General features: G+C 66.1%; 17 protein-coding genes and 1 tRNA gene. 10 read left to right on the top strand and 8 right to left on the bottom strand.

What is annotated here, in order from left to right; genetic code table 11:
• The first annotated feature begins 162 nt into the window (after nucleotides 1–162).
• The 3 genes from KUV82_RS01445 to KUV82_RS01435 are packed head-to-tail and all read left to right on the top strand — an operon-like array spanning nucleotide 163 to nucleotide 7,280.
• Nucleotides 163–4,851, top strand: coding sequence for an NAD-glutamate dehydrogenase (locus tag KUV82_RS01445; RefSeq protein ID WP_219955139.1), 4,689 nt, complete (start codon nucleotides 163–165; stop codon nucleotides 4,849–4,851).
• Nucleotides 4,852–4,896: 45 nt separating this feature from the next.
• Entirely contained in the window at nucleotides 4,897–6,123 is a 1,227-nt protein-coding gene (locus KUV82_RS01440) for an NAD(P)/FAD-dependent oxidoreductase (protein ID WP_219955138.1), read from the top strand.
• Nucleotides 6,120–7,280: a CaiB/BaiF CoA transferase family protein gene (locus KUV82_RS01435; protein ID WP_219955137.1), complete on the top strand. Its 1,161-nt coding sequence runs from the start codon at nucleotides 6,120–6,122 to the stop codon at nucleotides 7,278–7,280. Before KUV82_RS01440 ends, KUV82_RS01435 begins: the two co-directional genes overlap by 4 nt.
• Here KUV82_RS01435 and queG read toward each other — a convergent pair.
• Nucleotides 7,277–8,317, bottom strand: coding sequence for a tRNA epoxyqueuosine(34) reductase QueG (queG, locus tag KUV82_RS01430; protein ID WP_219955136.1), 1,041 nt, complete (start codon nucleotides 8,315–8,317; stop codon nucleotides 7,277–7,279). The genes KUV82_RS01435 and queG overlap by 4 nt on opposite strands.
• 66 nt (nucleotides 8,318–8,383) lie before the next feature.
• Here queG and KUV82_RS01425 point away from each other — a divergent pair, with 66 nt between their 5' ends.
• The 4 genes from KUV82_RS01425 to msrB all read left to right on the top strand — a co-directional run bounded on the left by KUV82_RS01425 (nucleotide 8,384) and on the right by msrB (nucleotide 12,649).
• A complete protein-coding gene (locus KUV82_RS01425) occupies nucleotides 8,384–9,364 on the top strand; it encodes an ABC transporter ATP-binding protein (protein ID WP_219955135.1) in 981 nt (326 codons plus the stop codon).
• Nucleotides 9,361–10,572: an ABC transporter permease gene (locus tag KUV82_RS01420; protein ID WP_219955134.1), complete on the top strand. Its 1,212-nt coding sequence runs from the start codon at nucleotides 9,361–9,363 to the stop codon at nucleotides 10,570–10,572. The genes KUV82_RS01425 and KUV82_RS01420 overlap by 4 nt, the downstream gene beginning before the upstream one ends.
• Before the next feature lie 150 nt (nucleotides 10,573–10,722).
• A complete protein-coding gene (locus KUV82_RS01415; RefSeq protein WP_219955133.1) occupies nucleotides 10,723–12,063 on the top strand; it encodes a cytochrome P450 in 1,341 nt (446 codons plus the stop codon).
• Nucleotides 12,064–12,151: 88 nt separating this feature from the next.
• Nucleotides 12,152–12,649 (top strand): peptide-methionine (R)-S-oxide reductase MsrB, encoded by a 498-nt coding sequence (gene msrB, locus KUV82_RS01410; RefSeq protein ID WP_219955132.1) that lies wholly within the window; start codon nucleotides 12,152–12,154, stop codon nucleotides 12,647–12,649.
• A 6-nt stretch (nucleotides 12,650–12,655) separates the two neighbouring features.
• On the opposite strand, the gene KUV82_RS01405 is transcribed toward msrB, so the two are convergent.
• The 7 genes from KUV82_RS01405 to KUV82_RS01375 form a co-directional block, all read right to left on the bottom strand.
• Nucleotides 12,656–14,407 (bottom strand): hypothetical protein, encoded by a 1,752-nt coding sequence (locus tag KUV82_RS01405; protein ID WP_219955131.1) that lies wholly within the window; start codon nucleotides 14,405–14,407, stop codon nucleotides 12,656–12,658.
• Between the two features lie 12 nt (nucleotides 14,408–14,419).
• The gene (locus KUV82_RS01400) at nucleotides 14,420–14,821 is read right to left on the bottom strand and encodes a GtrA family protein (protein WP_258319793.1); all 402 of its coding nucleotides are present in this window, start codon (nucleotides 14,819–14,821) and stop codon (nucleotides 14,420–14,422) included.
• Between the two features lie 3 nt (nucleotides 14,822–14,824).
• Nucleotides 14,825–16,405 carry an NAD(P)/FAD-dependent oxidoreductase gene (locus KUV82_RS01395; protein ID WP_219955130.1) on the bottom strand — a complete coding sequence of 527 codons (1,581 nt, stop codon included), beginning with the start codon at nucleotides 16,403–16,405 and terminating at the stop codon, nucleotides 14,825–14,827.
• Nucleotides 16,406–16,496: 91 nt separating this feature from the next.
• Nucleotides 16,497–17,126 (bottom strand): PilZ domain-containing protein, encoded by a 630-nt coding sequence (locus KUV82_RS01390; protein WP_219955129.1) that lies wholly within the window; start codon nucleotides 17,124–17,126, stop codon nucleotides 16,497–16,499.
• Between the two features lie 197 nt (nucleotides 17,127–17,323).
• Nucleotides 17,324–17,408 (bottom strand) — tRNA-Leu (locus KUV82_RS01385).
• Between the two features lie 70 nt (nucleotides 17,409–17,478).
• Nucleotides 17,479–17,760 (bottom strand): integration host factor subunit beta, encoded by a 282-nt coding sequence (locus KUV82_RS01380; protein ID WP_219955128.1) that lies wholly within the window; start codon nucleotides 17,758–17,760, stop codon nucleotides 17,479–17,481.
• 161 nt (nucleotides 17,761–17,921) lie between these two features.
• The gene (locus tag KUV82_RS01375) at nucleotides 17,922–18,263 is read right to left on the bottom strand and encodes a GntR family transcriptional regulator (protein ID WP_219955127.1); all 342 of its coding nucleotides are present in this window, start codon (nucleotides 18,261–18,263) and stop codon (nucleotides 17,922–17,924) included.
• A gap of 211 nt (nucleotides 18,264–18,474) precedes the next feature.
• On the opposite strand from KUV82_RS01375, the gene KUV82_RS01370 reads away from it, so the two are divergent.
• The 3 genes from KUV82_RS01370 (at nucleotide 18,475) to KUV82_RS01360 (ending at nucleotide 22,863) form a co-directional block, all read left to right on the top strand.
• Nucleotides 18,475–20,127: a peptide MFS transporter gene (locus tag KUV82_RS01370; RefSeq protein ID WP_219955126.1), complete on the top strand. Its 1,653-nt coding sequence runs from the start codon at nucleotides 18,475–18,477 to the stop codon at nucleotides 20,125–20,127.
• An 82-nt stretch (nucleotides 20,128–20,209) separates the two neighbouring features.
• Entirely contained in the window at nucleotides 20,210–21,577 is a 1,368-nt protein-coding gene (locus KUV82_RS01365; RefSeq protein ID WP_219955125.1) for an amidohydrolase, read from the top strand.
• Nucleotides 21,574–22,863: an amidohydrolase family protein gene (locus tag KUV82_RS01360; RefSeq protein WP_219955124.1), complete on the top strand. Its 1,290-nt coding sequence runs from the start codon at nucleotides 21,574–21,576 to the stop codon at nucleotides 22,861–22,863. Before KUV82_RS01365 ends, KUV82_RS01360 begins: the two co-directional genes overlap by 4 nt.

Raw genomic sequence — 22,863 nt, 5'->3', positions numbered from 1 at the left:
GGGCGGCTCGTCGCGCTCTGCGCATACGATTGCGAAATTGCGCGCGCAGAGCCTTGCGGGGCGCTCTCAACAGGCCTAGGCGCGGCGCGCAGCTCGTGTTTGCACGACTCGGAAATTACGCGGCGCCGTAACGATCATGCGCCGTCAGGAGAGAGGCCCCGCATGGGTTCGACAACGTCCGCGCTTCCCAAGAAGCTTCAGTCCGCCATCACCGACCGCATGCACGCATCGCTGCTGAGCGGCGATACGCCGTTCGACAAGGCGCGCCTCGCCGACGCCGCAGCCTTCGTTGGCGCGCTGGCCGCCGAGCGGACCTTCGGCCGCTCGTCCATGGCCATCGAAAGCGTGAGCGACGAGCGTCGCCTGACGCGCATTGCCATCGTCAACGACGACATGCCGTTCCTCGTCGATTCGGTCGCCGCCGCGATTGCCGCGCTCGGCCTGTCGATCGACCGCCTTGTCCACCCGGTTCTTCCGGTGGAGCGCGACGCCAAGGGCAAACTCACGGGCATCCCTTCCGATGACCCGGAAGACGCCTATTACGAATCGATGATCTACATCGAGGCCGCGCGCGTCGATGCAAAGACCCGCCGCCTGTTGCAGGAAGGCCTGAAGGAAACGCTCGCCGACGTGCGCGCGGCGGTTAGCGACTGGCCCAAGTTGCAGGAAGCGATGGCCGCCGATGCGCAGCGCATCCGGGAAAGCGATGAAGAGGGCGCAGACCTCCTCGAATGGCTCAATTCGGGCATGCTCACCCAGCTTGGCCACGTCACGCGTTATCGTGACGGGACCGAGGACGCGGCGCTCGGCATCTGCCGCAAGAGCACGCGCGAGCTGCTTGCCGAAGCCTCCTACGAACGCGCCTTCGCCTGGTTCGACACGGGCAGCGATCCGCGCCGCCCGCTGATCATCAAGGCGAACCACCTCAGCAACGTGCACCGCCGCGTGCCGCTCGACCTGTTCATCGTCCCGATCGAGGAAGACGGCGCGATTGCCGCCCTGTCGGTTCACGCGGGCGTGTGGACGAGCGCCGCGCTCGCCGCTCCGCCGCGCAGCGTGCCGCGCCTGCGCCGCCAGCTCGACGCGCTGCGCGACCGCCACGGCTTCGACGAAGCGGGCCATGCGGGCAAGGCGCTGGTCCACGCGCTGACGACGCTCCCCCACGACCTCCTGATCGGCTTCTCGGAAGGCGACGTCGAGCGTGTTGCGACGACGATGATGAGCCTGGTCGACCGCCCGCGCCCGCGCCTGGCGCTGGTCGAGGCTCCGCTCGCCCGTCACCTCTTCGCCTTCGTCTGGCTGCCGCGCGACATGGTCGCAACGCAGGTCCGGCTCGAAATCCAGGCCCTGCTCGAAGAAGCCGCTGCGGCCCGCCTGCTCGACTGGAGCCTCGAGGTGGAAGGCGGCAACCTTGCCACCATCCGCTTCGTATTCGACATTCGCGACGGCGACTCCGCCCCCGACGAAGCGCGCCTCGAGGAGCAGATGCAAACACTGCTGCGCGGGTGGGGCGAAGCGGTCGAGGCCGAACTCGCCACGCTGGAAGAGCCCTCGCGCGCGGCCGGCCTTGCCATGCGTTTTGCCGACCATTTCCCGACCGCCTTCCGTGGCCGCTACGGCCCGCGCGAAGCAGCGCTCGACATCGACCGGCTGCACGATCTTGGCGCCAGCCAGGACAGCGAGGAAATCGTACGCGGCGCGCGGCTCTACTTCTGCGAGCGCGAAGTGGACGGGTGCCTGCGGCTCAAGCTCTACCAATCCGAAGGCAGCCTGCCGCTGTCCGAAGGCGTGCCCGCGCTGGAGGATTTCGGCTTTTACGTGCGCTCCGAAATGCCCACCGTGCTCGACGAAGGGCGCCTTGGTACGATCCACGACTTCCTGCTCGACCTGAAACCCGGTGCCGAGCCCAAGGCGCTGGTCGAACGCTCCGACGCGATCGAAGAAGCGATTGCGGCGGTCCTCAATGGCGAAGCGGAAAACGATCCGTTCAACCGCCTGGTCCCCGAAGCCGGACTGTCGGCGCGCGAGGCCGACTGGCTGCGCGCCTTCTACCGCTACCTGCGCCAGGCCGGCATGGGCTTTACCATCTATACGGTGGTCGACGCGCTGGCGGCCGCGCCCGATGTGACCCGCGCCCTCATCGCGCTGTTCACCGCGCGCCACGATCCGGAGTTCGGCAGCGGCCGCGACAAGGCGATCGAGGACGCGCGCACTGCCATCAAGCGCGGCCTCGCGAAGGTGAAGGCGATCAACGATGACCGCCTGCTGCGCCTCTACAATTCGCTGATCGATTCGATCCTGCGCACCAACGCCTTCGCGCCCGCGGCAAGCGAGGCGCTGGGCTTCAAGATCGATTCGGCCAAGGTTCCGAACCTGCCCAAGCCCATCCCGTACCGCGAGATCTTCGTCTATTCGCGCCGGGTCGAGGGCATCCACCTGCGCAGCGGCCCCGTCGCACGTGGCGGCCTGCGCTGGTCCGACCGGCGGGACGACTTCCGCACCGAAATCCTCGGCCTGATGAAGGCCCAGCGGGTGAAGAACGCGGTCATCGTGCCGACCGGCGCGAAGGGCGGCTTCTATCCCAAGCAGCTGCCCAATCCCGCGCTCGACCGCGAGGCCTGGGCCGCCGAAGGGCGCGCAAGCTACGAGGTCTTCATCCGCACGCTGCTGTCGGTCACCGACAACATCGTCGACGGCAAGGTCGTGCATCCCGACAGCGTCGTCGTCACCGATGGCGAGGACCCCTATTTCGTCGTCGCGGCGGACAAGGGCACCGCCACCTTCTCCGACGTCGCCAACGCGATTGCGGAATCGAAGGACTTCTGGCTCGACGACGCCTTCGCTAGCGGCGGCTCGAAGGGCTACGACCACAAGGCCATGGGCATCACCGCCAAGGGCGCCTGGGTCAGCGTCCAGCGCCATTTCCTCGAAATGGGCATCGATGTGCAGACCGACAGCGTGGAAGTCGTTGGCTGCGGCGACATGTCGGGCGATGTGTTCGGCAACGGCATGCTGCTGTCGAAGGCAATCAAGCTCGTCGCCGCCTTCGACCACCGCCACATCTTCCTCGACCCCGATCCCGACCCGGCGGTCAGCTGGAAGGAGAGGAAGCGCCTGTTCGACCTGCCGCGTTCGAGCTGGGAGGATTATGACAGCGCGCTGATTTCCAGGGGCGGCGGCGTGTTCCCGCGCGATGCGAAAAGCATCAAGCTGTCGAAGGCGATGCAGGCGAAGCTCGGCATCGAGCAGAAGGAGATCGAGCCCGAAGCGCTGATCTCGGCCATCCTGCGCGCGCCCATCGACCTCATCTGGTTCGGCGGCATCGGCACCTACATCAAGGCCAGCCACGAGAACAACGTGCAGGTCGGCGACCCGGCGAACGACGCGCTGCGCGTGGATGCGCGCGAGGTACAGGCGAAGGTCATCGGCGAAGGCGCGAACCTCGGCATCACCCAGGCCGCACGCATTGAATTCGCCCAGACGGGCGGACGCTCGAACACCGACTTCATCGACAATTCGGCCGGGGTCGATTGCTCGGACAACGAGGTGAACATCAAGATCGCGCTCGCCGCCGCCAAGCGCGCGGGCAAGCTGTCCGAACCCAAGCGTGTCGCGCTGCTCGAATCGATGACCGACGAGGTCAGCGCCATCGTGCTGGAGGACAACCGGCTGCAGGCGCTCGCGCTGTCGATCGCCAATGTCGGGGGGCCGCGCGCCATGGCCTCGCAGCGCCACATCATCGAGACGCTGGAAGCCGGCGGCAATCTCGACCGGCGGACCGAAGGGCTTGCCGACGACCAGACGCTGCAACGCCGCGCCGCGGATGGCCACGGCCTCACCCGGCCCGAACTTGCCGTGCTGCTCTCTTCGTCCAAGCTGGTGCTGCAGGACGCGATTGAGCGCAGTCGCCTGACCGAAGACGCGCTGCTCGAAGACACGCTCTTCGCCGCCTTCCCCAGCGCGATGCGCAAGAAATACAAGACGCAGATCGCCGGCCACCAGCTGCGCCGCGAGATCATCGCAACCAAGCTTGCCAACCGCATCGTCAACCGCCTCGGCATGATCCACCCGTTCGAGCTGGCGGAAGAGGAAGGCGTCGAGCTGTGCGAAGTGGCCGCCGCCTTCGTGGCCGCCGAACAGCTGTTCAACCTGCCTGCCCTGTGGGATGCGATCGACACCGCACCGATGGCCGAAACCGCTCGCCTGCTGCTGTTCGACCGCCTCGCGGCCGCCGCCGGAAACCTGATGTCCGACATCCTGCGCACCTCGTCGGGCAGTGTCGACCCGAGCGCGCTGGTGGGCGAGATCGGCAAGGGCGTCATCAAGCTAAGTGGTGCCACGACCGACCTTCTGTCGAGCGAATCGCGCCAGCAGTCGCGGCGCCTGATGGAGCAGCTGGTCGAAGCCGGCGCGCCCGAAGCGCTCGCCGCGAGGGTGGCCCATCTCTACGACCTCGACGGCGCGGTCGGCCTTGCCAAGCTCGCAAGCGAAACGGGCATCGCCCCGCTGGGCCTGACCGAAGCCTTCACCGAGGTCGGCCAGCGGCTCGGCCTCGACTGGGCGCAGTCGACCGCCGCGCTGATGAGCCCGTCGGACGTCTGGGAACGCCTCCTGGTTTCGGGCCTCGCCCGTGATTTCCAGCAGATGCGCCTCGAACTCCTGCGCCGCCTCGCAAGGCGCAAGGATGCGAAGAAGGACATGCCGGCCACGGTCGCAAAATGGGCGGAGGAGCAGGGCGTCGCCGTGCGCAGCTTCCGCTCGATGGTGGCGCGCGCGCAGGGCCAGTCCCCGGTCGCTCCGGCCATGCTCGCGCAGGTCGCCAGCATGGCGCGCAACCTGCTCGGACGATAGCTCATGGCTTGACCGGCTGGCGATTTCGCGCCAGCCACCGCCGCGATGGAACATTACGACGTCGTCATCGTGGGATCGGGCCACGGCGGAGCACAGGCAGCCATCGCGCTGCGCCAGAACGGGCATGAGGGGTCGATCCTCATGGTCAGCCGCGACCGCAACCCGCCCTACGAACGCCCGCCGCTTTCGAAGGAATACCTCGCGGGTGACAAGCCGTTCGAGCGCATCCAGATCCGCCCCGAGCAGTTCTGGGCGGACAAGGACGTGGAGCTGCGCCTCGGGCGCAACGTCAACGAGGTCGACCCGATCGCGCACGAGCTCGGCCTGTCGGACGACACGCGCGTCACTTATCGCAAGCTGATCTGGGCAGCGGGCGGGGATGCACGCCGTCTGTCCTGTCCGGGCTGCGACCTGGGCGGCATCCACTACATCCGCTCTCGCCGCGATGTCGACGCGCTCAAGGAGGAGCTGGGGAGCGGCGGCAAGCGTGCGGTCATTATCGGCGCGGGATACATCGGGCTCGAAGCCGCAGCCGTCCTGCGCAAGCTCGACTGCCAGGTCACCGTGGTCGAAATGCTCGACCGCGTGCTGGCGCGGGTTGCCGGGCCGGATTTGTCCGACTTCTACGCCGCCTACCACCGCGAACAGGGCGTCGACCTGCGCCTGTCGACCGGGGTCGAGACCATCGAGGGCGAGGGCGGCCGCGTGACCGGCGTGCTCACCGACAGCGGCGAGACGATAGCCTGCGATATCGTGATTGCCGGGATCGGCATCGTTTCGTCCGTCGGTCCGCTGATCGCGGCGGGCGCTGCGGGTTCGAACGGGGTCGATGTCGACAGCTACTGCCGCACCACGCTCGACGATATCTACGCGATCGGCGACTGCGCCGCGCACGCCAACCCCTATGCCGACAACAAGGTCATCCGCTTGGAATCGGTCCAGAACGCCAACGACATGGCCACCTGCGCCGCCAAGGCGATCATGGGCGACAAGCAGGATTACGATGCGGTGCCGTGGTTCTGGTCGAACCAGTACGATCTGCGCCTGCAAACGGTCGGGCTTTCCATTGGCCATGACGAAACAGTGCTGCGCGGCGATCCGGCGGAAAGGAAGTTCAGCGTGATCTATCTGCGCGAAGGCCGGGTTCTGGCGCTCGACTGCGTCAACAACACCAAGGATTACGTCCAGGGCCGCAAGCTGGTGATGGACCGGGCGGAGATCGATCCGGACCTCCTCGCCGATGCCTCGGTGCCGCTCAAGGAAATGCGGTGATCGCATCCGGGGACGGTCGGCCGATGCTCGAAGGGCTTCGGGTGGTCGACATGACCTCGGTCGTTTTCGGACCCTATTGCACGCAGATCCTCGCTGATTTCGGGGCCGAGGTTATCAAGGTCGAGGCGCCCGGTGGCGACGGGTTCCGCTACGCCGCCAAGCCCGCGAAGACGCCCGGCATGAGCCCGGGCTACATCGCGCTCAACCGCGGCAAGTCCTCGCTGGTGCTGGACCTCAAGCAGGACAGCGATGCAGCCACCTTGCGCGAGCTGCTCGAAAGCGCGGATATCTTCATTCACAACGTGCGCGCCGAGGCGATCGGACGGCTCGGCTTCGGATATGGCAGCGTGCGCGAATACGCGCCGGGGATCATCTACGCGCATTGCGTCGGCTTCGGATCGGGCGGCCCTTACGCGGGCCTCCAGGCCTATGACGATGTGATACAGGCCGGCAGCGGCACCGCGACCTTGCTTCCGCGCGCCGACGGGGAAGAGCGTCCGCGCTACCTCCCTTCGCTCATCGCCGACAAGGTCGCCGGCCTCCACGCCGCCTACGCGGTGATGGCGGCGGTCATCCACCGGCTGCGGACCGGCGAGGGCCAGCATGTCGAAATCCCCATGTTCGAAGCCTTTAGCAGCTTCATGCTGAAGGAGCATCTGGGCGGAAACACCTTTGACCCGCCGGTCGGGCAAGCGTGTTACGCGCGCCAGGTCGATCCGGATCGCCAGCCCTTCCCGACGAAGGATGGCTACATCAGCATCGTGCCCTACAAGCTCGACCATTTCACCAAGGTGATCGCGCTCATGGGAGACGAGGCCTTTGCCCGCGAGGAACGCTTCTCGACCATTGAGGGTCTGATCGCGGGCCAGAGCGCGCTTTACGGCCGGATTGCCGAACTCACGGCGACCTTCACCACCGCGGACCTGCTGGCCCTGATGCACGCCAATTCTATCCCGGCCATGCCCGTGCGCGATATGGCGGACATGGCACAGGAACCGCACCTCAACGCTTCCGGATTCTTCCTGCGGCGCGAACACCCCAGCGAAGGCGGTGTTGTCGAGATGCGCGAACCCTCGAGCTTCTCCGCTTGGGACGCGCCCGATCCTTCGCCCGCGCCGCGCCTTGGCGAACACGACCACCTCTACCGCAAGGACTAGCCGAGCCGCTCCTTGGCCCAGCGCGCCGCATCGGCAACGACCGGGTCGGGATCGTCCAGTAGTGCCGCGACCGGCTCGGCGAGCGCAGGAGAACCTCTGTTCCCCGCCGCATAGAGGCAGTTGCGCACGAACCGGTCGCGCCCGATCCGCTTGATCGGCGATCCGGAAAAGAACTGGCGAAAGCCCGCGTCATCGAAACGCAGGAACTGCGCCAGCTCCGGGGCCAGCAGCTCTTCGCGCGGGGCGAGCTTCAAGTGCCGGTGCGCGGTGTCGGCAAACTTGTTCCAGGGGCACACCGCCAGGCAATCGTCGCAGCCGTAGATGCGGTTGCCCAGTGCCTCACGGAACTCCTCCGGGACCGGTCCCTTGTGCTCGATCGTGAGGTAGGAAATGCAGCGCCGCGCGTCGAGCTGGTAGGCTTGCGGGAAGGCGTCGGTCGGGCAGGCGTCCTGGCAGGCGCGGCACGATCCGCAGCGGTCGCGCCCCGGAGCATCGGGAGCGAATTCGAGCGTCGTGTAGATCGCGCCGAGGAACAGCCAGCTGCCGTGTTCGCGGCTGACGAGATTGGTGTGCTTGCCCTGCCAGCCGAGCCCCGCCGCCTCGCCCAAGGGCTTCTCCATGACGGGAGCGGTATCGACGAAGACCTTGAGCTCGCTGTCGGGCGCGCGTTCGATCAGCCAGCGGGCGAGCGCCTTCAGCGCTTTCTTGACGACATCGTGGTAGTCGCGGCCATGGGCGTAGACCGAAATGCGCGCCTTCTCGCCCTCACCTTCCAGTGCCAGCGGGTCGCCATCGGGCGCGTAGCTCATGCCGAGCGCGATGACGCTCTTCGCCTCGGGCCATAGCCCCTGGGGCGAGGCGCGCTGGGCCTTGCGCGTCTCCATCCATTCCATCGACCCATGGCGCCCTTCTCCGAGGAAATCCTCGAGCCGCTCGGCGCGCTGCGGGTCGGGTGCGGCCGCGGTGAAACCGCAGGCGGCAAAGCCCAGCCGCGCCGCCTCTTCGCGCAAGTCCGCCTGCAAGTCCGCGTTAACCACGCTTGCGTGTGCTCCCGTTCACCGGCACCGATTATGCCAAGTCCCATGCTTATCGAGACAGGCACCATGACGCGACCCCTTGCCGACGCCCAGCCCCCGCTCGCTATCGAGGCACGCGGGCTGGTCAAGCGCTTCGACGACACGCTGGCGGTGGACGGCGTCGATATCGCCGTGCCGCTAGGCGCGATCTACGGAATCCTCGGCCCCAATGGCGCGGGCAAGACGACGACGCTGCGCATGCTGCTGGGCATCATCGACCCCGACGAAGGCGTGCGCCGCGTGTTCGGTAACGACCAGCCGCACGAGGTCGCCAAGCTGATCGGCTATTTGCCCGAGGAACGCGGCCTCTACCCGGCGATGAAATGCGACGAGGCGATTGCCTTCATGGGCGCGCTGCGCGGGCTGCCGCTGGACGAGGGCCGGGCGCGCGGACGCGAACTGCTCGAACGCCACGGTCTTGGCCATGCGGTCGACCGCCAGATCCGCCAGCTTTCGAAGGGCATGGCGCAGACGGTCCAGCTGCTCGGCACGCTGGTCCACCGCCCGAAACTGGTCGTGTTCGACGAGCCTTTCAGCGGCCTCGATGCGATCAATCAGGGCAAGCTTGAAGTCATGATCCGCGAACTGGCGCAGGCCGGCACCACGGTGATCTTCTCGACCCATGTGATCCACCACGCCGAGCGCCTGTGCAACGAGGTTGCGATCATCGCGGGGGGCAAGGTGCCCTACGCCGGATCGGTCGACGCCGCGCGCGACCGGATTCCGGCGCAGGTCCGGCTGGAAACGCGCACCAGCGAAGGCGCCTGGCGCGAGGCACTTCCCGCCGAAGTCCGCCACGACGCCAAGTCTGCAGAAAGCCATTTCTGGTATTTCCCCGTGCCCGACACCGGCGTCGAAGCGCTATTGAAGCGGCTGATCGACGGCGAGGCGGGTATCCTGTCGCTCTCCATCGAACGCGCCGGCCTGCACGACGCCTTCGTCGAGATCGCAGGCGAGGCCGCGGCCCGCGCGCTGGAAGAAGACAGTGCCGAAGGAGCCGCGCAATGAGCGACACCACCCGCCTTTCGCGTTTCGAGGCCGCCCGCGTCGTGGCGCGGCGCGATTTCCACGCGATCCTGTTCAGCCGCGCGTTCTTCTTTTTCCTCCTGGGGCCGCTGTTCCCGATCATCGTCGGGGCACTTGCCGGCGGGATCGGCGGCCAGGTCCAGCGCGACGCCACCACGCGCCTTGTCGCCGTGGCCATGGCGGATGCCGATGCCGCCGCCATGATCGAGGCTCGCGCCCGGCTCGCTCCGCAAATCGGCAACGCCCTGCCCGAACTGGAGGCAACGACCAGCCGCGAAGCGCCCGAAGCGATCCTGCGCGAAGAAGGGCGCAACTACACGGCGGTCATTAGCGGTACACTCGATTCGCCCGAACTGACCGGCACGCAGGAGGCCATCGCCTTCTGGAGCGGCCCGGTCGCCATGATGGCCTCCGAAGCCCGCGCGGGCGAAGCGACCAGCTACCCCGCGGTCACCCCGCGCCCGGTCGCAACCACGATCGCCGCCCAGCGCACCGACCGCATTCGCACCGCGCAGGCGGGGCAATTGCTGCTCTTCCTCCTGATGATGCTGCTGGCAGGCATGGTCCTTTCCAATCTCGTCGAGGAGAAAGCCAACAAGGTCATCGAGGTCCTCGCGGCCGCCATCCCGATGGAATCGGTGTTCCTCGGCAAGCTCGTCGCCATGCTTGGCGTCAGCTTCGTCGGCATAGCCGTGTGGGGCGCAGCCGGCGGTGCCATTGCGCTGCTCGCAGGCAACGCGCTGCCGCAGCTGCCCGAACCGGCGCTCGGCTGGCCGCTCTTCATCGGTTTCGGGATCGTTTACTTCGCCATGGGCTACCTGCTGCTCGGCTCGCTGTTCCTGACCATTGGCGGCATGGCGGCAACCGTGCGCGAGGTGCAGACCCTGTCCATGCCCGTGACCATGGCGCAGCTGCTGGTGTTCTTCCTCGCCGCCTCCTCGATCACGCGTCCCGGGTCGCCGATGGAGCTGTTTGCGGCCATCTTCCCGCTCTCCTCGCCCTTCGCCATGCTGGCACGCGCCGCGCAATCCGAAGCGCTCTGGCCGCACGCGCTCGCGCTGGGCTGGCAGGCGCTGTGCGTGCTGCTGTTCGTGCGCTTCGGCGCGCAGATCTTCCGCCGGCGCGTGATGAAATCGGGCAAGGGCGGGCGCGCGGTTAAAGGCCATGTGGCGGGCACGCGCGCAGCCTGACGCGTCGCGAATTTGCAATGCAGCGACGAAGCGCCCTGCTAGATCGGTAGCGATTTGAAACGCACTATTGACACGCCTGTCAGTTAGGGCAGGATGGTAGGCAACAGGAGAGGCGGCCGGACGGAGTCGCCCCCGCGCTAGGAGAGTGACATGGCAACCGCCGCAGTTGAACGCCCCCAATGCCGTACGTCCCCCACGGCCTATGAAGCGCTGAAGAAGCACTTCGAGGAGCATCCCGAAGAGCGTCTTGAGCACCCGCACAAGTGGGACGTCAGCCGCAGCGACATCTACGCCGAGAACACCTGGCACCCGATCTTCCGCGAAATGCGCGAAGCCGGTCCGTTGCATTACATCCCCGAAAGCCCCTTCGGCCCCTATTGGGCGGTGGTCGGCCACAAGGCGATCCAGCACATCGAGGCGCTGCCCGATACCTTCTCCTCCAGCTGGGAGCACGGCGGGATCACCATCCTCAACCGCCTGACCGAGGAAGAGCTGGCCGAGCGCGGGATCGAGGAACGCCGTGAGCTGCCCATGTTCATCGCAATGGACCGCCCGCAGCACACCGGCCAGCGCCGCACCGTCGCGCCCAAGTTCACGCCCTCCGGCATGGCCGAGATGGAAGGCGAGATTCGCCAGCGCACCGGCGAGCTGCTCGACACGCTGCCGCGCGGCGAGGTGTTCGACTGGGTCGACAAGGTCTCGATCGAGCTGACCACGGGCATGCTCGCGATCCTCTTCGGCTTCCCCTGGGAAGACCGCCGCCTGCTGACCTTCTGGTCCGACTGGTCGGGCGACACCGAGCTCGCCACCGTGCGCGATCTCGACGAGGTGCGTTGGGGTATCCTCCAGGAGATGGCCGGCTACTTCCAGTCGCTGTGGATCGAGCGCACGCACGACAAGGAGCCGGGCGACGATCTCATCTCGATGATGATCCACTCCGAGGCCATGAACCAGATGAGCCCGCAGGAATTCATGGGCAACCTCATCCTGCTGATCGTGGGCGGCAACGACACCACGCGCAATTCGATGAGCGGCTTCGTCTACCAGCTCGACAAGAACCCCGAGCAGCGCAAGCTGTTCGAACAGAAGCCGGAAATCATCCCCAATGCGGTGCAGGAAATGCTCCGCATGCAGACCCCGCTTGCGCATATGCGCCGCACCTGCGTGGAAGACACCGAGGTCTTCGGCCAGACGATCAAGGCCGGCGACAAGGTCGTGCTGTGGTACCTTTCGGCCAACCGCGACGAAGAGGTGTTCGAGAACCCCGACAAGCTCGACCTAGAACGCGAGAATGCGCGTCGCCACATCGCCTTTGGCTACGGCATCCACCGCTGCGTCGGTGCGCGCCTTGCCGAATTGCAGCTGCGCGTCCTGCTCGAGGAAATGCACAAGCGCCGCATGCGCGTGCATGTCGCAGGCGATATCGAGCGCGTGCGCGCCAACTTCGTGCACGGCTTCCGCAAGCTCGAAGTCGAGATCACCGAGTTCTGAGTTGGCCTTCGGCCTGTAACCTTTTGGCCGGTTCAAGCGTAGGTTCAGGCGTGGGGCACTATCGTCCCACGCCATGAGCCAGGGCCTTATGACCGACACTTCCCTCGACCGCCGCCGCCTGCTCGGCTGGATCGGCGCATCCGTCAGCTTCGCGGCGCTGACCGCCTGCGGCTCGGCCCCGGCCGAGGCAAAGGACTTCCCGATTTCGCTCAGCGAAGCGGAATGGCGCAAGCGGCTGACCAAGAGCGAATTCTACATCCTGCGCCAGGCCGGGACCGAACGGCCCTACTCCTCGCCGCTGAACGAGGAAAAGCGCGCCGGCACCTTCCTGTGCGCTGGCTGCGGCAACGCGCTCTACAGCTCGAAGACGAAGTACGATTCGCGCACCGGCTGGCCCAGCTTCTGGCAAGCGATCGACAAGGGCGCCGTGGGCACCAGCACCGATTACAAGATCGGCTATCCGCGCACCGAAGTGCACTGCGCCGACTGCGGCGGGCACCTGGGGCACATCTTCAACGATGGCCCGCGCCCGACCGGCAAGCGCCACTGCATCAACGGGCTGGCAATGGACTTCCGCCCGGCCTGACCGGCCTTAGCGCAGCACGCGATAGACGCGCAGCGCCCCGGCGCTGACCACCTCGTCGCGCTCGAGCCAATCGGGCGGTGTCCGGGCGAGCAGGGCATTGGCGAAATTGCCTGCCCCGGCGGTGCGGTAGAGGGCAAGGTCGGCCGCCGAACCGCAGGCGACGACGAAATCGATATCGCGCGCTCGCACGATCCGCCGGGCCTCTTCGACCGAACCCGTGAAGGCGAGCAGGGCATCGCGCATGGGAGCCTGGTTGCGATGATAACTTGCCGCGAGGATCCTGTGCTGCGTCAGGCCGAGGATTTCGGGGCCTGCATCGAGCGGGGCAAGGATGAGGCCGGTCTCCAGCGCGCCGAGGCGGCTGAAGTCGCATTCGCCCGCTTCCACCGGCGCCTGCACCGATCCGCGCAGGGTCTGCGAAGGAAAGCGCGCATCGAGCGGCGCAGCGAGTGCGCTGGCGAGCACCGGGGTTCCAAGGCCGATCACCGCAAGCGTGGCACCAATGCGCGGAAGCGCGGTGTCGAGCGCCCGAGCCTTCGGCAGCCAGTGGGCAAGCAGGATCGCGGAGAAAGCCAGCGCGAGAAGCTGCGCGATCACGCCTGCGCGCATCAGAAGGATCCCATAGCCGCTGGCTGCGAGCGCCAGCAGCGTGGCGAGCGTCCAGACGAGAGCCTCTTCACTACCCGCTTCCTGCCAGACCTCCCGGCGGGTCCAGGCGGCGACCAGTACGATGGCAGGCGTCCACAGCGTCATCAGCATGACCGAGACCGGCTGGCGCCACACCGGCAGGCCTTCGGTGATGTAGCCGTGCCAGTAGCTCTGCAGAACGGGATCGAGTTGGGCCATGGGGTTCGCAAGGCACGGTCCCAGGGTAGCCGCAGCGACAGCGAGCGCCGCGATCGGGACGGGCAGCAGAGCCGCGATCCGCGCAGCTATGCGGTCCTGACCCGGCAAGAATGGAGCGATCGCGCTTGCGGCGGCTGCCACGGCGAAAGCGGCGAAGTGTCCGGGCAGCACGACATCGCAATAGCCCGGGGCGAACATCGCCGGCCCGCGGGTTGCGAAGCCAAGCGCCATTGTTCCGAGGGTCAGTGTGCCAAGGAACCAGCCCAGCATACGATCGCCCCGCAGCACGTAGCGAAGCGCATAGAGCGCGGTGATCACCGCCACTAGCGGCAGGCCTTCGAGCGATATGAGAATCCATGCTGCGGCGCACAGTCCGGCCGCAACGGCTGCGCGTCGGCCGGGCGACAGCAGCAGCGCTGCGCATACCAGGCCAAGCACCGCCTGCGGCGTGTGGTGATCGATCCGCATGGGCGCAAAAGCCTCGGGCAGCAGCGGCATGAGCGGGAGTAGGACCAGGCCGAAACCCAGCGCCAGCTCGCTCGCGCCAAGGCGAAGGAGGATCGCCCGCACGGCAAACAGCGCGGGTAGCAGCCAGATCAGCGGCGCAAGCGCCAGTGCGGCGGTTTCGCCCAGCGGCAGCGCCAGCGCGGCGATCGGCAGGTCGACCAGCCGCGACCAGTGCATGGAGAACCCCTCGGGCGGGTTCATCCGGTACTGGGTCACATCCCAGAAGGCCTGCCCGTCGAGCAGGCTGCGCACTTCGAGCAGGCGGGTCCAGTCATCGGGGCCGACAGGATCCCAGCCGAACAGCGGTTGCAAGGCGAGGCGCGCCGCGCACCACACCAGCCACGCGGCCAGCACGGCCTGCGGCCTGCGCAGGAAATCGCGCCAGTCGAACCCCCGATGTCCCATCGGCGGCTATCGCTATCGGAAAACCACGCGGCTGCGAAGGAGCCATGTGGCGGTAAAGCTCACCGCGATCGCGACAAGCTTGGCAAGGCGCGGATCGAAGCCGCTGGCATCGCCCGCCCAGACAATCGCCGTCGTCAGCCCCAGACCGACCAGCGCCGATCCGACGAACAGCGCTTTCTGGCGGATACGGCCCGCCCCACGCTCTGCGACATTTCCGACAAATACGGCGCGGCTGCTCATCAGCCAGTGCGCGGCAATGCCAAGGCAATAGCCGACCGCCGAGGCGGCTGCGGCCCACACACCGAAGGCCAGCAAGGAAAGGAATACCCCGACATCCACCGCCAGCGCGCCAACGCTGGCGAGGAGATACCGCACCAGGCGGATATCGGCCATCCGGGTGATGAAGGCGGCCACGGCCTAAGCGGCTTTCTGGTCGCCGGCGGGAAGACGCTCGGGCACCTCGCGCACCGAGGAGAGCGCAGCCACCTGGTCGTCGCTCAGCGGCTGGCGCGTATCGGGCAAAGCCTTCTCGGCGCCTTCGTCGCCCGCTTCGTGGTACTCGGCGTCTTCGTTGACGCACCAGGTATCGTAGACACGCTCGCCAGCGAGGATGTTCTCGACCGTCAGCATGGCGGTCATCATCGCGTGGTCCTGGTTGTTGTAGCGGTGCATGCCGTTGCGGCCCACGAGGTGCAGCGTCGGGTGCTTTTCCTCCAGCTCGATGCGCATGGCATCGACATTGGCGGCGTAGTCCTCGTCATAGACCGGATAGGCCTTTTCCTGGCGCACCACGGCGCCGGACTTCACCTTCTTGCGGTCGACGAGACCCAGTATTTCCATCTCGTCGGTGGCAAGCTTGACGAGGTCATCGTCGTCCATCGACCACAGACCATCGCCTTCGAAACAGAAGTATTCGAGACCGACGCAGGCCATGCTTTCGTCCGGGATCATTTCGGGCGACCAGCTGCGGAAGTTCTGTACGCGGCCGACCTTCACCTTGCTGTCGTGGATGTAGATCCAGTTGTCGGGGAAGAGGTCTTCGCCCTCGACCATCAGCGCAACGGTCAGGAAGTCGCGGTACTTGAGGTCGTTGGCCTGAAGCGTGGACTTGGGCAGCGGGTGCAGGCGCTTTGCGAGCTGGCGCATAGGCGCGCTGCTGATGGCGTGTTTTGCGCTGACGACGACTTCGCCGCCCGGCCCGCTCGCGCTCATGCGCCAGCCGCCCTTGGCATCGGCAGTGAGCTGCTTGAGGCCGTGGCCCATGAACAGGTGTCCCTTGCCGGTGGCGAGCACCTTGTCGCGCGCGGCGTCCCACATCATGCCCGGGCCCAGCCGCGGGTAGCGGAAGGTTTCGAGCAGCGTCTTGGTCGCCATGCCGTCGTTGGGCTTTTTGTTGAGCCCCAGGCTGCGCTTGAGGCCGTCGACAACCGCGCTCCAGAGCGAAAGGCCCTTGATGCGCTGCGCCGCCCAGTCGGCGCTCATCTCATTGCAGGGCATGCCCCACACCTTCTCGGTGTAGGTCTTGAAGAAGATTGAATAGAGCTTTTCGCCGAACTGGTTGGTGGTCCAGTCCTCGAAGCTTTTCACGTCTTTCCTAGGGAACAGCTTGTAGCGCAAGTAGCTCGCCATGCAGGCCGTCGAGCGCCAGATGCCGAGGTTCCACAGCGCCTCGAAAGCGCGCAGCGGATAGCTGTAGAATTTGCCTTCGTAATAGATGCGGCTCATCCGCGGGCGCTGGATGAAATCCTCTTTGCCAAGGATCTCGTTCCACAGATCCACGACCTGCTGGCTCTTGGAGAAGAAGCGGTGCCCGCCGATGTCGAAGCGGTAGCCTTCGTGCTCGACCGTCCGGCTGATCCCGCCGACATAGGTCTCGTCCTTCTCGATGATCGCGACCGACTTGCCCTGCTTGGTCAGCAGGTAAGCAGCGGTAAGGCCTGCGGGACCGGCGCCGATGATGGCAACGTCGACGGCTAGTTCCTGCGCTTGAACGGTCATGAAGTCCCCCGGTTCATTTCCTGATCGGGAGTGAAGGATAATGGTTAGGGGATGGTTAACGCCGGCGCCGAAATCGATGAGTGGCGGGCGGTTAGTCCTGCAGCAGGAAGGGGCACTGCACCTGAACCGCCAGCATGGCGAATTCGCGCAGGGTGAAGGTGTCCTCGAAGACGAGGCCGTAATTGCTGTCCTTGCGCCAGCGCACCTTGCAGCGGATGTCGGACGGCAGGTGCTCGCACGAAATGGTCACGCGCTGGTCGATCGCGAAGACATGGTCGCACTCGATCCGCGCGCCCTGCTGCGAGATGTTGAGCGTCACCGCCTCGGCGCTACCGGACAGGGCGCTAACGGTGAGTGGGATCATGATGTTGAGGCGAAGCTGGCGCTTGGGGAAGTTCCAGTTTTCGTGAATCAGCCGCTCGACCGCGATCGGCCGGTTGAAGCGGTAGCTCGCCTCGTTCCCGTCGATTCGGACCTGCTTCATCTCGTAGCTCTCGGCGTTCTGGAGCTCGAGCGCGATTTCGTGGTCGGTGGGCAGCGGATGGAAGGTGCGCAGCGAGACACCGGTAGAGGAAACATCGCGGATGACGCAGACAAACTCGCCCTGTCCGCACACGAGCTTGGCCGCGCGGATAAGCGAGGTGTAGCGCGGTGCGCCGCGCTGATCGGCTGCGGAGCCGGTTGCCTTGTCGTCCATCCCAAGTCCGGTGGTAAATTCCATCGTCCTACAATTCCCCAAGTGCGCAGCAGCCCCGCAGTGGCCGCCACAGAGTCCTTGGACCAGTGCCCCTTCGAACATCGCTAATACGGGTCTAGGGGTTAACGCAGGGATAAGGCCGCGCGAGGAATTGTCAGCCAGACCGACACCGGTTGCCGGGGAGCGTTGGAATTGCATGGAAATCGGCCGACACTGGCGCGTGGTGCGGGTGGTGGGACTCGAACCCACACGTCCAAAGGACAGGGGATTTTAAGTCCCCGGCGTCTACCATTCCGCCACACCCGCGCGCGCGTCAGGCAGCCCTAGTGGCTCGCCGGAAAGCGGGCAATCGCTCAGATGATAATAGGATGTTGGCTCAGGCGTCGTTGAGGCGCCGGCGCATGTCCTTGCCGGGCTTGAAGTAGGGCACGCGCTTGGCCGGCACGTCGACCGCTTCGCCGGTGCGCGGGTTGCGGCCCTTGCGGGCTTCGCGCTCACGCGTCGAGAAAGCGCCGAAACCGCGCAGTTCGACCCGTCCGCCTTCGGTCAGGCGCTCGGCTATTTCCTCGAAGAAAATGTCAACGATCTGTTCGACTTCCTCGGCCCGCAGGTCAGGGTTGTCCTGCGCCAGGGCGGCAAGAAGCTCGGATCGGATCATGCGGCGTCTCCCAACCAGCCCCAACGGACTGGCCGCAAGTTATTGTTTCCATTCAGCGACCCTATCGAACCACGCTTTTCCGCGCGTTTCCGACAGGCTGGTTGTGCCAGATGGGCGCCTTGGCCGCAAGCTAACTGTTGGAAATAGCTGGAAGAGAGCCCTCAGGCCTCTTCGAGAAGCTCGCTCGCGGAAACGCCAAGGCGGTCCATGCGGGCGCGGATTTCGGGCCATTCGTCGCGCAGGAAGGCTTCGCGCTCGGTGCGGCGCAGGCGATCGGCCGCGCCGGTCACGACATACATGCCGACCCCGCGTTGCACTTCGACCAGGCCATCGTTTTGAAACTGCTGATAAGCCTTGGCGACCGTGAGCGGGTTTGCGCCCTGTTCGGCGGCCAGCGCGCGCACCGAGGGCAGCATGGCCCCTTCGGCATAACGTCCGTCGATGATGGACGCCGCGATCATGTCGCGCAGCTTGAGATAAACGGGCTTGGACTGGTTAGGCATTGCACTTCCCCGAACGACAGACTGCTACAGTGCCATAATACAGCGCGGCGCACAAGGTTCCCCGCTTTTCCGTCCGATTGCGGCCAATGCGGTCACGACTGTAACTAAGGCTTCACATTGCGCACGAGACCGCTAGGGTGCGCGCTTCTTCGGGGAGGGCCGGCGCGCCTGCGCGGTTCCGGTCAGGAAATTACAAGGACACCGTAAATCTATGGTCGAGGGTATGTTCTTCACATTCGACTCTGCGTTCGAAATGTGGACTTTCAGGGTTGCCGTGGTCGCACTGGCAGCGTTTCTCATCGGCGGCGTGGTGCTGATCACCCGCCCGCAGGAAGAGGTCATCGGGCACCCCAAGGGGCTGTTCCTGCTGTTCATGGCCGAAATGTGGGAGCGCTTCTCCTACTACGGCATGCGCGCCCTGCTGATCTTCTACCTGATCCAGCACTGGATGTTTGCCGAGGACAAGGCCTACGTCATCTACGGTGCCTACACCGCGCTGGTGTACATTGCGCCGGTCGTGGGCGGCTACCTTGCCGACCGGTATCTCGGTCAGCGCAAGGCGGTGCTGTTCGGCGCGATCCTGCTGACCTTCGGCCACTTCTTCATGGCGTTCGAAGGCGGCGGCGGCCAGGACGACCCGATGATCAACGTGTTCTGGCTCGCGCTGGCGCTGATCATCGTGGGCTCGGGCTTCCTCAAGGCGAACATCTCGGTGATCGTCGGCCAGCTCTACGAGCGGACCGATATCCGCCGCGACCCGGCTTACACCATCTTCTACATGGGGATTAACGTCGGCGCCGCGACCGCTTCGATCATCTGCGGCTTCCTCGGCCAGACCTACGGCTGGGAATACGGCTTCGGCCTCGCCGGCGTGGGTATGCTGATCGGCCTCGTCTTCTTCGTGATCGGCAAGCCGCTGCTCAAGGGCAAGGGTGAGCCGAAGGACCCGGCGAAGATCGCCGGCGGCAAGGAATTCGGCATCTACGGCGCGGGCCTCGGCATGGTCGCGCTCTGCTGGCTCGCCATCCAGTACCAGGATCTCGTGGGCTGGGTGCTGCTCGTCTTCGGCGGCGGCCTTGTGGCGTATGTCCTGTACACCGCCGTGGCCAAGCTGCCGGCCGAGGAACGCGATCGCATCTTCGCTGCGATGTTCCTGATCTTCGTGTCGATCGTCTTCTGGGCGCTGTTCGAGCAGGCGGGTTCGTCGCTCAACGTCTTCACCGACCGCCACGTCGACACCGAAGGCGTGAACGCATCGATGTTCCAGTCGATCAACGCGATCTACATCGTGCTGCTCGCACCGCTCTTCGCGATGCTGTGGCAGGGGCTGGCGCGCAAAGGCGCCGAACCCAGCACGCCGATGAAGTTCGGCCTCGCCGTGATCCAGGTGGGTCTCGGCTTCCTCGTCCTGGTCTGGGGCGCGGAAAGCGTCGGCGTGAACGTGCCGACGCCGGTCATCTTCATCTTCCTCATCTACCTGCTGCACACCACCGGCGAGCTCTGCCTCTCGCCGGTAGGCCTGTCGGCAATGAACCGCCTGAGCCCGGGCCACATGGCTTCGCTCATCATGGGCACCTGGTTCTTCGCATCGGCCACCGGTAACTTCGCAGCCGGCCTGATCGCTGCGGCAACCGGCGGCGAAGGCGTCGGCGAGGAAGCCGGCAAGCAGGTCGTCCTCGACGTCTACACCACGGTCGGCTGGTACGCCGTGGGTATCGGCGTCGTGGTGATGGTCATCAGCCCGCTCATCAAGAAGCTGATGCATCTCGACACGCTCAAGGACGATGCCCTCGAAGGGCAGGCCGAAGCGGGGCTCGAACCCCAGGAGGCCGGGGTGCACCCCACCACACAGTCCGGCAACTAAGCCTGGCACAGACACGAAGGGCGCGGAGTGATCCGCGCCCTTTCTGTTTGCAGCGCCGACAATTCAGGGCATGAGGGACGTCATGAGGATCACAGCACGCACCATCGCCACAGGCATCGCGGCCGCCGCGCTCGCCGCCTGTTCGACCACCGGGCAGACGAAGACCGAAAGCGCCAGCGCGGCGCAGGCCTTCGACAAGAACCCGTTCCCCTCGACCTACGAACGCTACCCCGGCCGCCCCACGGCGCTGGTCGGCGCGACCGTGTATGACGGGGCGGGCAACCGGATCGAGAACGGCACGGTCCTGTTCCGCGATGGCGAAGTGGTGGCCGTAGGCGATGCCTCGCTCTCGACCGAAGGCTACGATCGGATTGACGGCAGCGGCAAATTCGTGACGCCGGGCATCATCGACATCCACTCGCACCTCGGCGACTACCCGACGCCCAGCGTTGCGGCGCATTCCGATGGCAACGAGGCCACCAGCCCGACCACGCCCGAAGTCTGGGCCGAGCATTCGGTCTGGCCGCAGGATCCCGGCTTCAGCCGCGCGCTGGCCAATGGCGGCGTGACGAGCCTGCAGATCTTGCCCGGTTCGGCCAATTTGATGGGTGGCCGCAGTGCGACGCTCAAGAACGTGCCCGCCCGCACCGTGCAGGGGATGAAGTTCCCCGGCGCGCCCTACGGCTTCAAGATGGCCTGCGGCGAGAACCCCAAGCGCGTCTACGGCAACCGCGGGCGCATGCCCTCGACCCGCATGGGCAATTTCGCGGTCAATCGGCAGACCTGGCTCGATGCGAAGGCCTATGACGGCAAGAAGCGCGACCTTGGCAAGGAAACGCTGAAGGGCGTGCTCGACGGCGAGATCCTGGTCCACAACCACTGCTACCGCGCCGACGAAATGGCGCTGGTCATGGATATGGCCAAGGAGATGGGATACCAGGTCAGCGCCTTCCACCACGCAGTGGAATCCTACAAGATCGGCGACCTGCTGCGCGAAAACGGCGTGTGCAGCGCCATCTGGGCCGACTGGTACGGCTTCAAGATGGAAGCCTATGACGGCATCCTCGAAAACGCCGCGCTGCTTTACCAGGCGGGCGCCTGCGTGGTGATCCATTCGGACGATGCGAACGGGATCCAGCGCCTCAACCAAGAAGCCGCCAAGGCGCAGGCTGCGGGCCTGAGGCTCGGCCTCGACATTCCCGACGCCGAAGTGATCCGCTGGATTACCCTCAACGCCGCCAAGGCCATGGGCATCGACGGCATGACCGGCAGCCTGGAGCCCGGCAAGATGGCCGATGTGGTATTGTGGAACGGCGATCCGCTGTCAGTGTATTCGCGGCCCGAGAAGGTCTGGATCGACGGCGCCCTCATGTTCGACGCGATGGACCGCAAGCGGCGCCCGGTGAGCGATTTCGAGCTCGGCCAGCCCGGTGAAGGAGACGTGAAATGACCCGCGCCCTGACCTTTGCTGCGAGCGCCATTGCCCTCGCCTTCGCCGCTCCTGCCGCCGCGCAGAGCGTCGCCATCACCAACGCGACTGTCGCCACCGGCGACGGCTCCGACCCGATCGAGGGCGCGACCGTCGTCGTCCAGGGCGGCAAGGTTGTCGCGGCCGGAACCGGCGTTGCCGTTCCGGCGGGCGTGCCGGTGCTCGACGGCAGCGGGACCTGGGTCACGCCCGGCCTCTTCGCCACGATGACCTCGCTCGGCCTGTGGGATGTGGGCGCGGTGAGCGAATCGAACGACACGCGCGCGAGCGACAGTCCGTTCAGCGCTGCGCTCGACGTGGCGCCTGCGATCAACCCTGCCTCGCAGCACATCGCGATCCACCGCGCCGCTGGCATCACACGCGCGGCCAGCACGGTGCTGCCCACCGGCGAGATCTTCGGCGGCCAGGGCGCGATCATCGACCTTGGCGCCGATGGCGACGCGGTTGTCGAAGCGCGCGCATTCCAGACGGTCGCGATGGGCGAATACGGCGCTCGCATCTCTGGCGGCAGCCGCGCGGCGATGTACACCGCGCTGCGCAACGCGCTGTTCGAAGCACGCGCCTATGCGAACGGCACGTGGGATGGGGCAGACGCCATGCTCCCGCGCGCCGACGCGGAAGCGCTGGGCGCGGTCCTTTCGGGCAGACAGCCGCTGATGATCGCGGTTGAACGGGCATCGGACATCCGCACCGTGCTCGGGCTGAAGCGGGAATTCCCCCGCCTCGACCTCGTGCTTGTTGGCGCGAGCGAAGGCTGGCTCGTGGCGAACGAGATCGCCGCAGCAGGCGTTCCGGTGATTGCCGACGGTCTCGACGATCTGCCGCAGGGTTTTGACGAGCTCGGCAGCACGCAGTCCAATGTCGGCCGCATGGTCAAGGCGGGCGTGCGCGTGGCGATCAATGCCAGCGCCATGGAGAACCCGCGCAACCTCAATCAGTACGCTGGGAATCTGGTCGCCCTGACCCGCATTCCGGGTGCGGATGGGCTGAGCTGGGGGCAGGCATTTGCCGCCATCAGCTCCGTACCTGCTGCGATCAGCGGAATGGACGGCAAGGCCGGTGTCCTCGCGCCGGGCGCGATGGGCGATTTGGTGGTGTGGGACGGCGACCCGCTCGAAGTCTCCTCGGCCCCGATCCGGGTCTATATCGACGGGGTCGAACAGCCGCTCGACAACCACCAGAGCCGCCTCAAGGAACGCTACCGCGACCTTGACGAGAGCGACCTTCCCAAGGCCTACGACTGGTAA

Source organism: Qipengyuania flava (assembly GCF_019448255.1).
Taxonomy (GTDB): Bacteria; Pseudomonadota; Alphaproteobacteria; order Sphingomonadales; family Sphingomonadaceae; genus Qipengyuania; species Qipengyuania flava_A.
The sequence above is the reverse complement of the archived record's forward strand: the minus strand, read 5'-3'. Positions and strand labels throughout refer to the sequence as shown.

Coding starts and splice junctions, on each gene's coding strand:
- KUV82_RS01440 (WP_219955138.1), top strand. CDS start 4,897: ATGGAACATTACGACGTCGTCATCGTGGGATCGGGCCACGGCGGAGCA.
- KUV82_RS01445 (WP_219955139.1), top strand. CDS start 163: ATGGGTTCGACAACGTCCGCGCTTCCCAAGAAGCTTCAGTCCGCCATC.
- KUV82_RS01395 (WP_219955130.1), bottom strand. CDS start 16,405: ATGACCGTTCAAGCGCAGGAACTAGCCGTCGACGTTGCCATCATCGGC.
- KUV82_RS01415 (WP_219955133.1), top strand. CDS start 10,723: ATGGCAACCGCCGCAGTTGAACGCCCCCAATGCCGTACGTCCCCCACG.
- KUV82_RS01380 (WP_219955128.1), bottom strand. CDS start 17,760: ATGATCCGATCCGAGCTTCTTGCCGCCCTGGCGCAGGACAACCCTGAC.
- KUV82_RS01390 (WP_219955129.1), bottom strand. CDS start 17,126: ATGGAATTTACCACCGGACTTGGGATGGACGACAAGGCAACCGGCTCC.
- KUV82_RS01405 (WP_219955131.1), bottom strand. CDS start 14,407: ATGGGACATCGGGGGTTCGACTGGCGCGATTTCCTGCGCAGGCCGCAG.
- KUV82_RS01425 (WP_219955135.1), top strand. CDS start 8,384: ATGACGCGACCCCTTGCCGACGCCCAGCCCCCGCTCGCTATCGAGGCA.
- KUV82_RS01370 (WP_219955126.1), top strand. CDS start 18,475: ATGGTCGAGGGTATGTTCTTCACATTCGACTCTGCGTTCGAAATGTGG.
- KUV82_RS01360 (WP_219955124.1), top strand. CDS start 21,574: ATGACCCGCGCCCTGACCTTTGCTGCGAGCGCCATTGCCCTCGCCTTC.
- msrB (WP_219955132.1), top strand. CDS start 12,152: ATGACCGACACTTCCCTCGACCGCCGCCGCCTGCTCGGCTGGATCGGC.
- KUV82_RS01420 (WP_219955134.1), top strand. CDS start 9,361: ATGAGCGACACCACCCGCCTTTCGCGTTTCGAGGCCGCCCGCGTCGTG.
- KUV82_RS01375 (WP_219955127.1), bottom strand. CDS start 18,263: ATGCCTAACCAGTCCAAGCCCGTTTATCTCAAGCTGCGCGACATGATC.
- KUV82_RS01365 (WP_219955125.1), top strand. CDS start 20,210: ATGAGGATCACAGCACGCACCATCGCCACAGGCATCGCGGCCGCCGCG.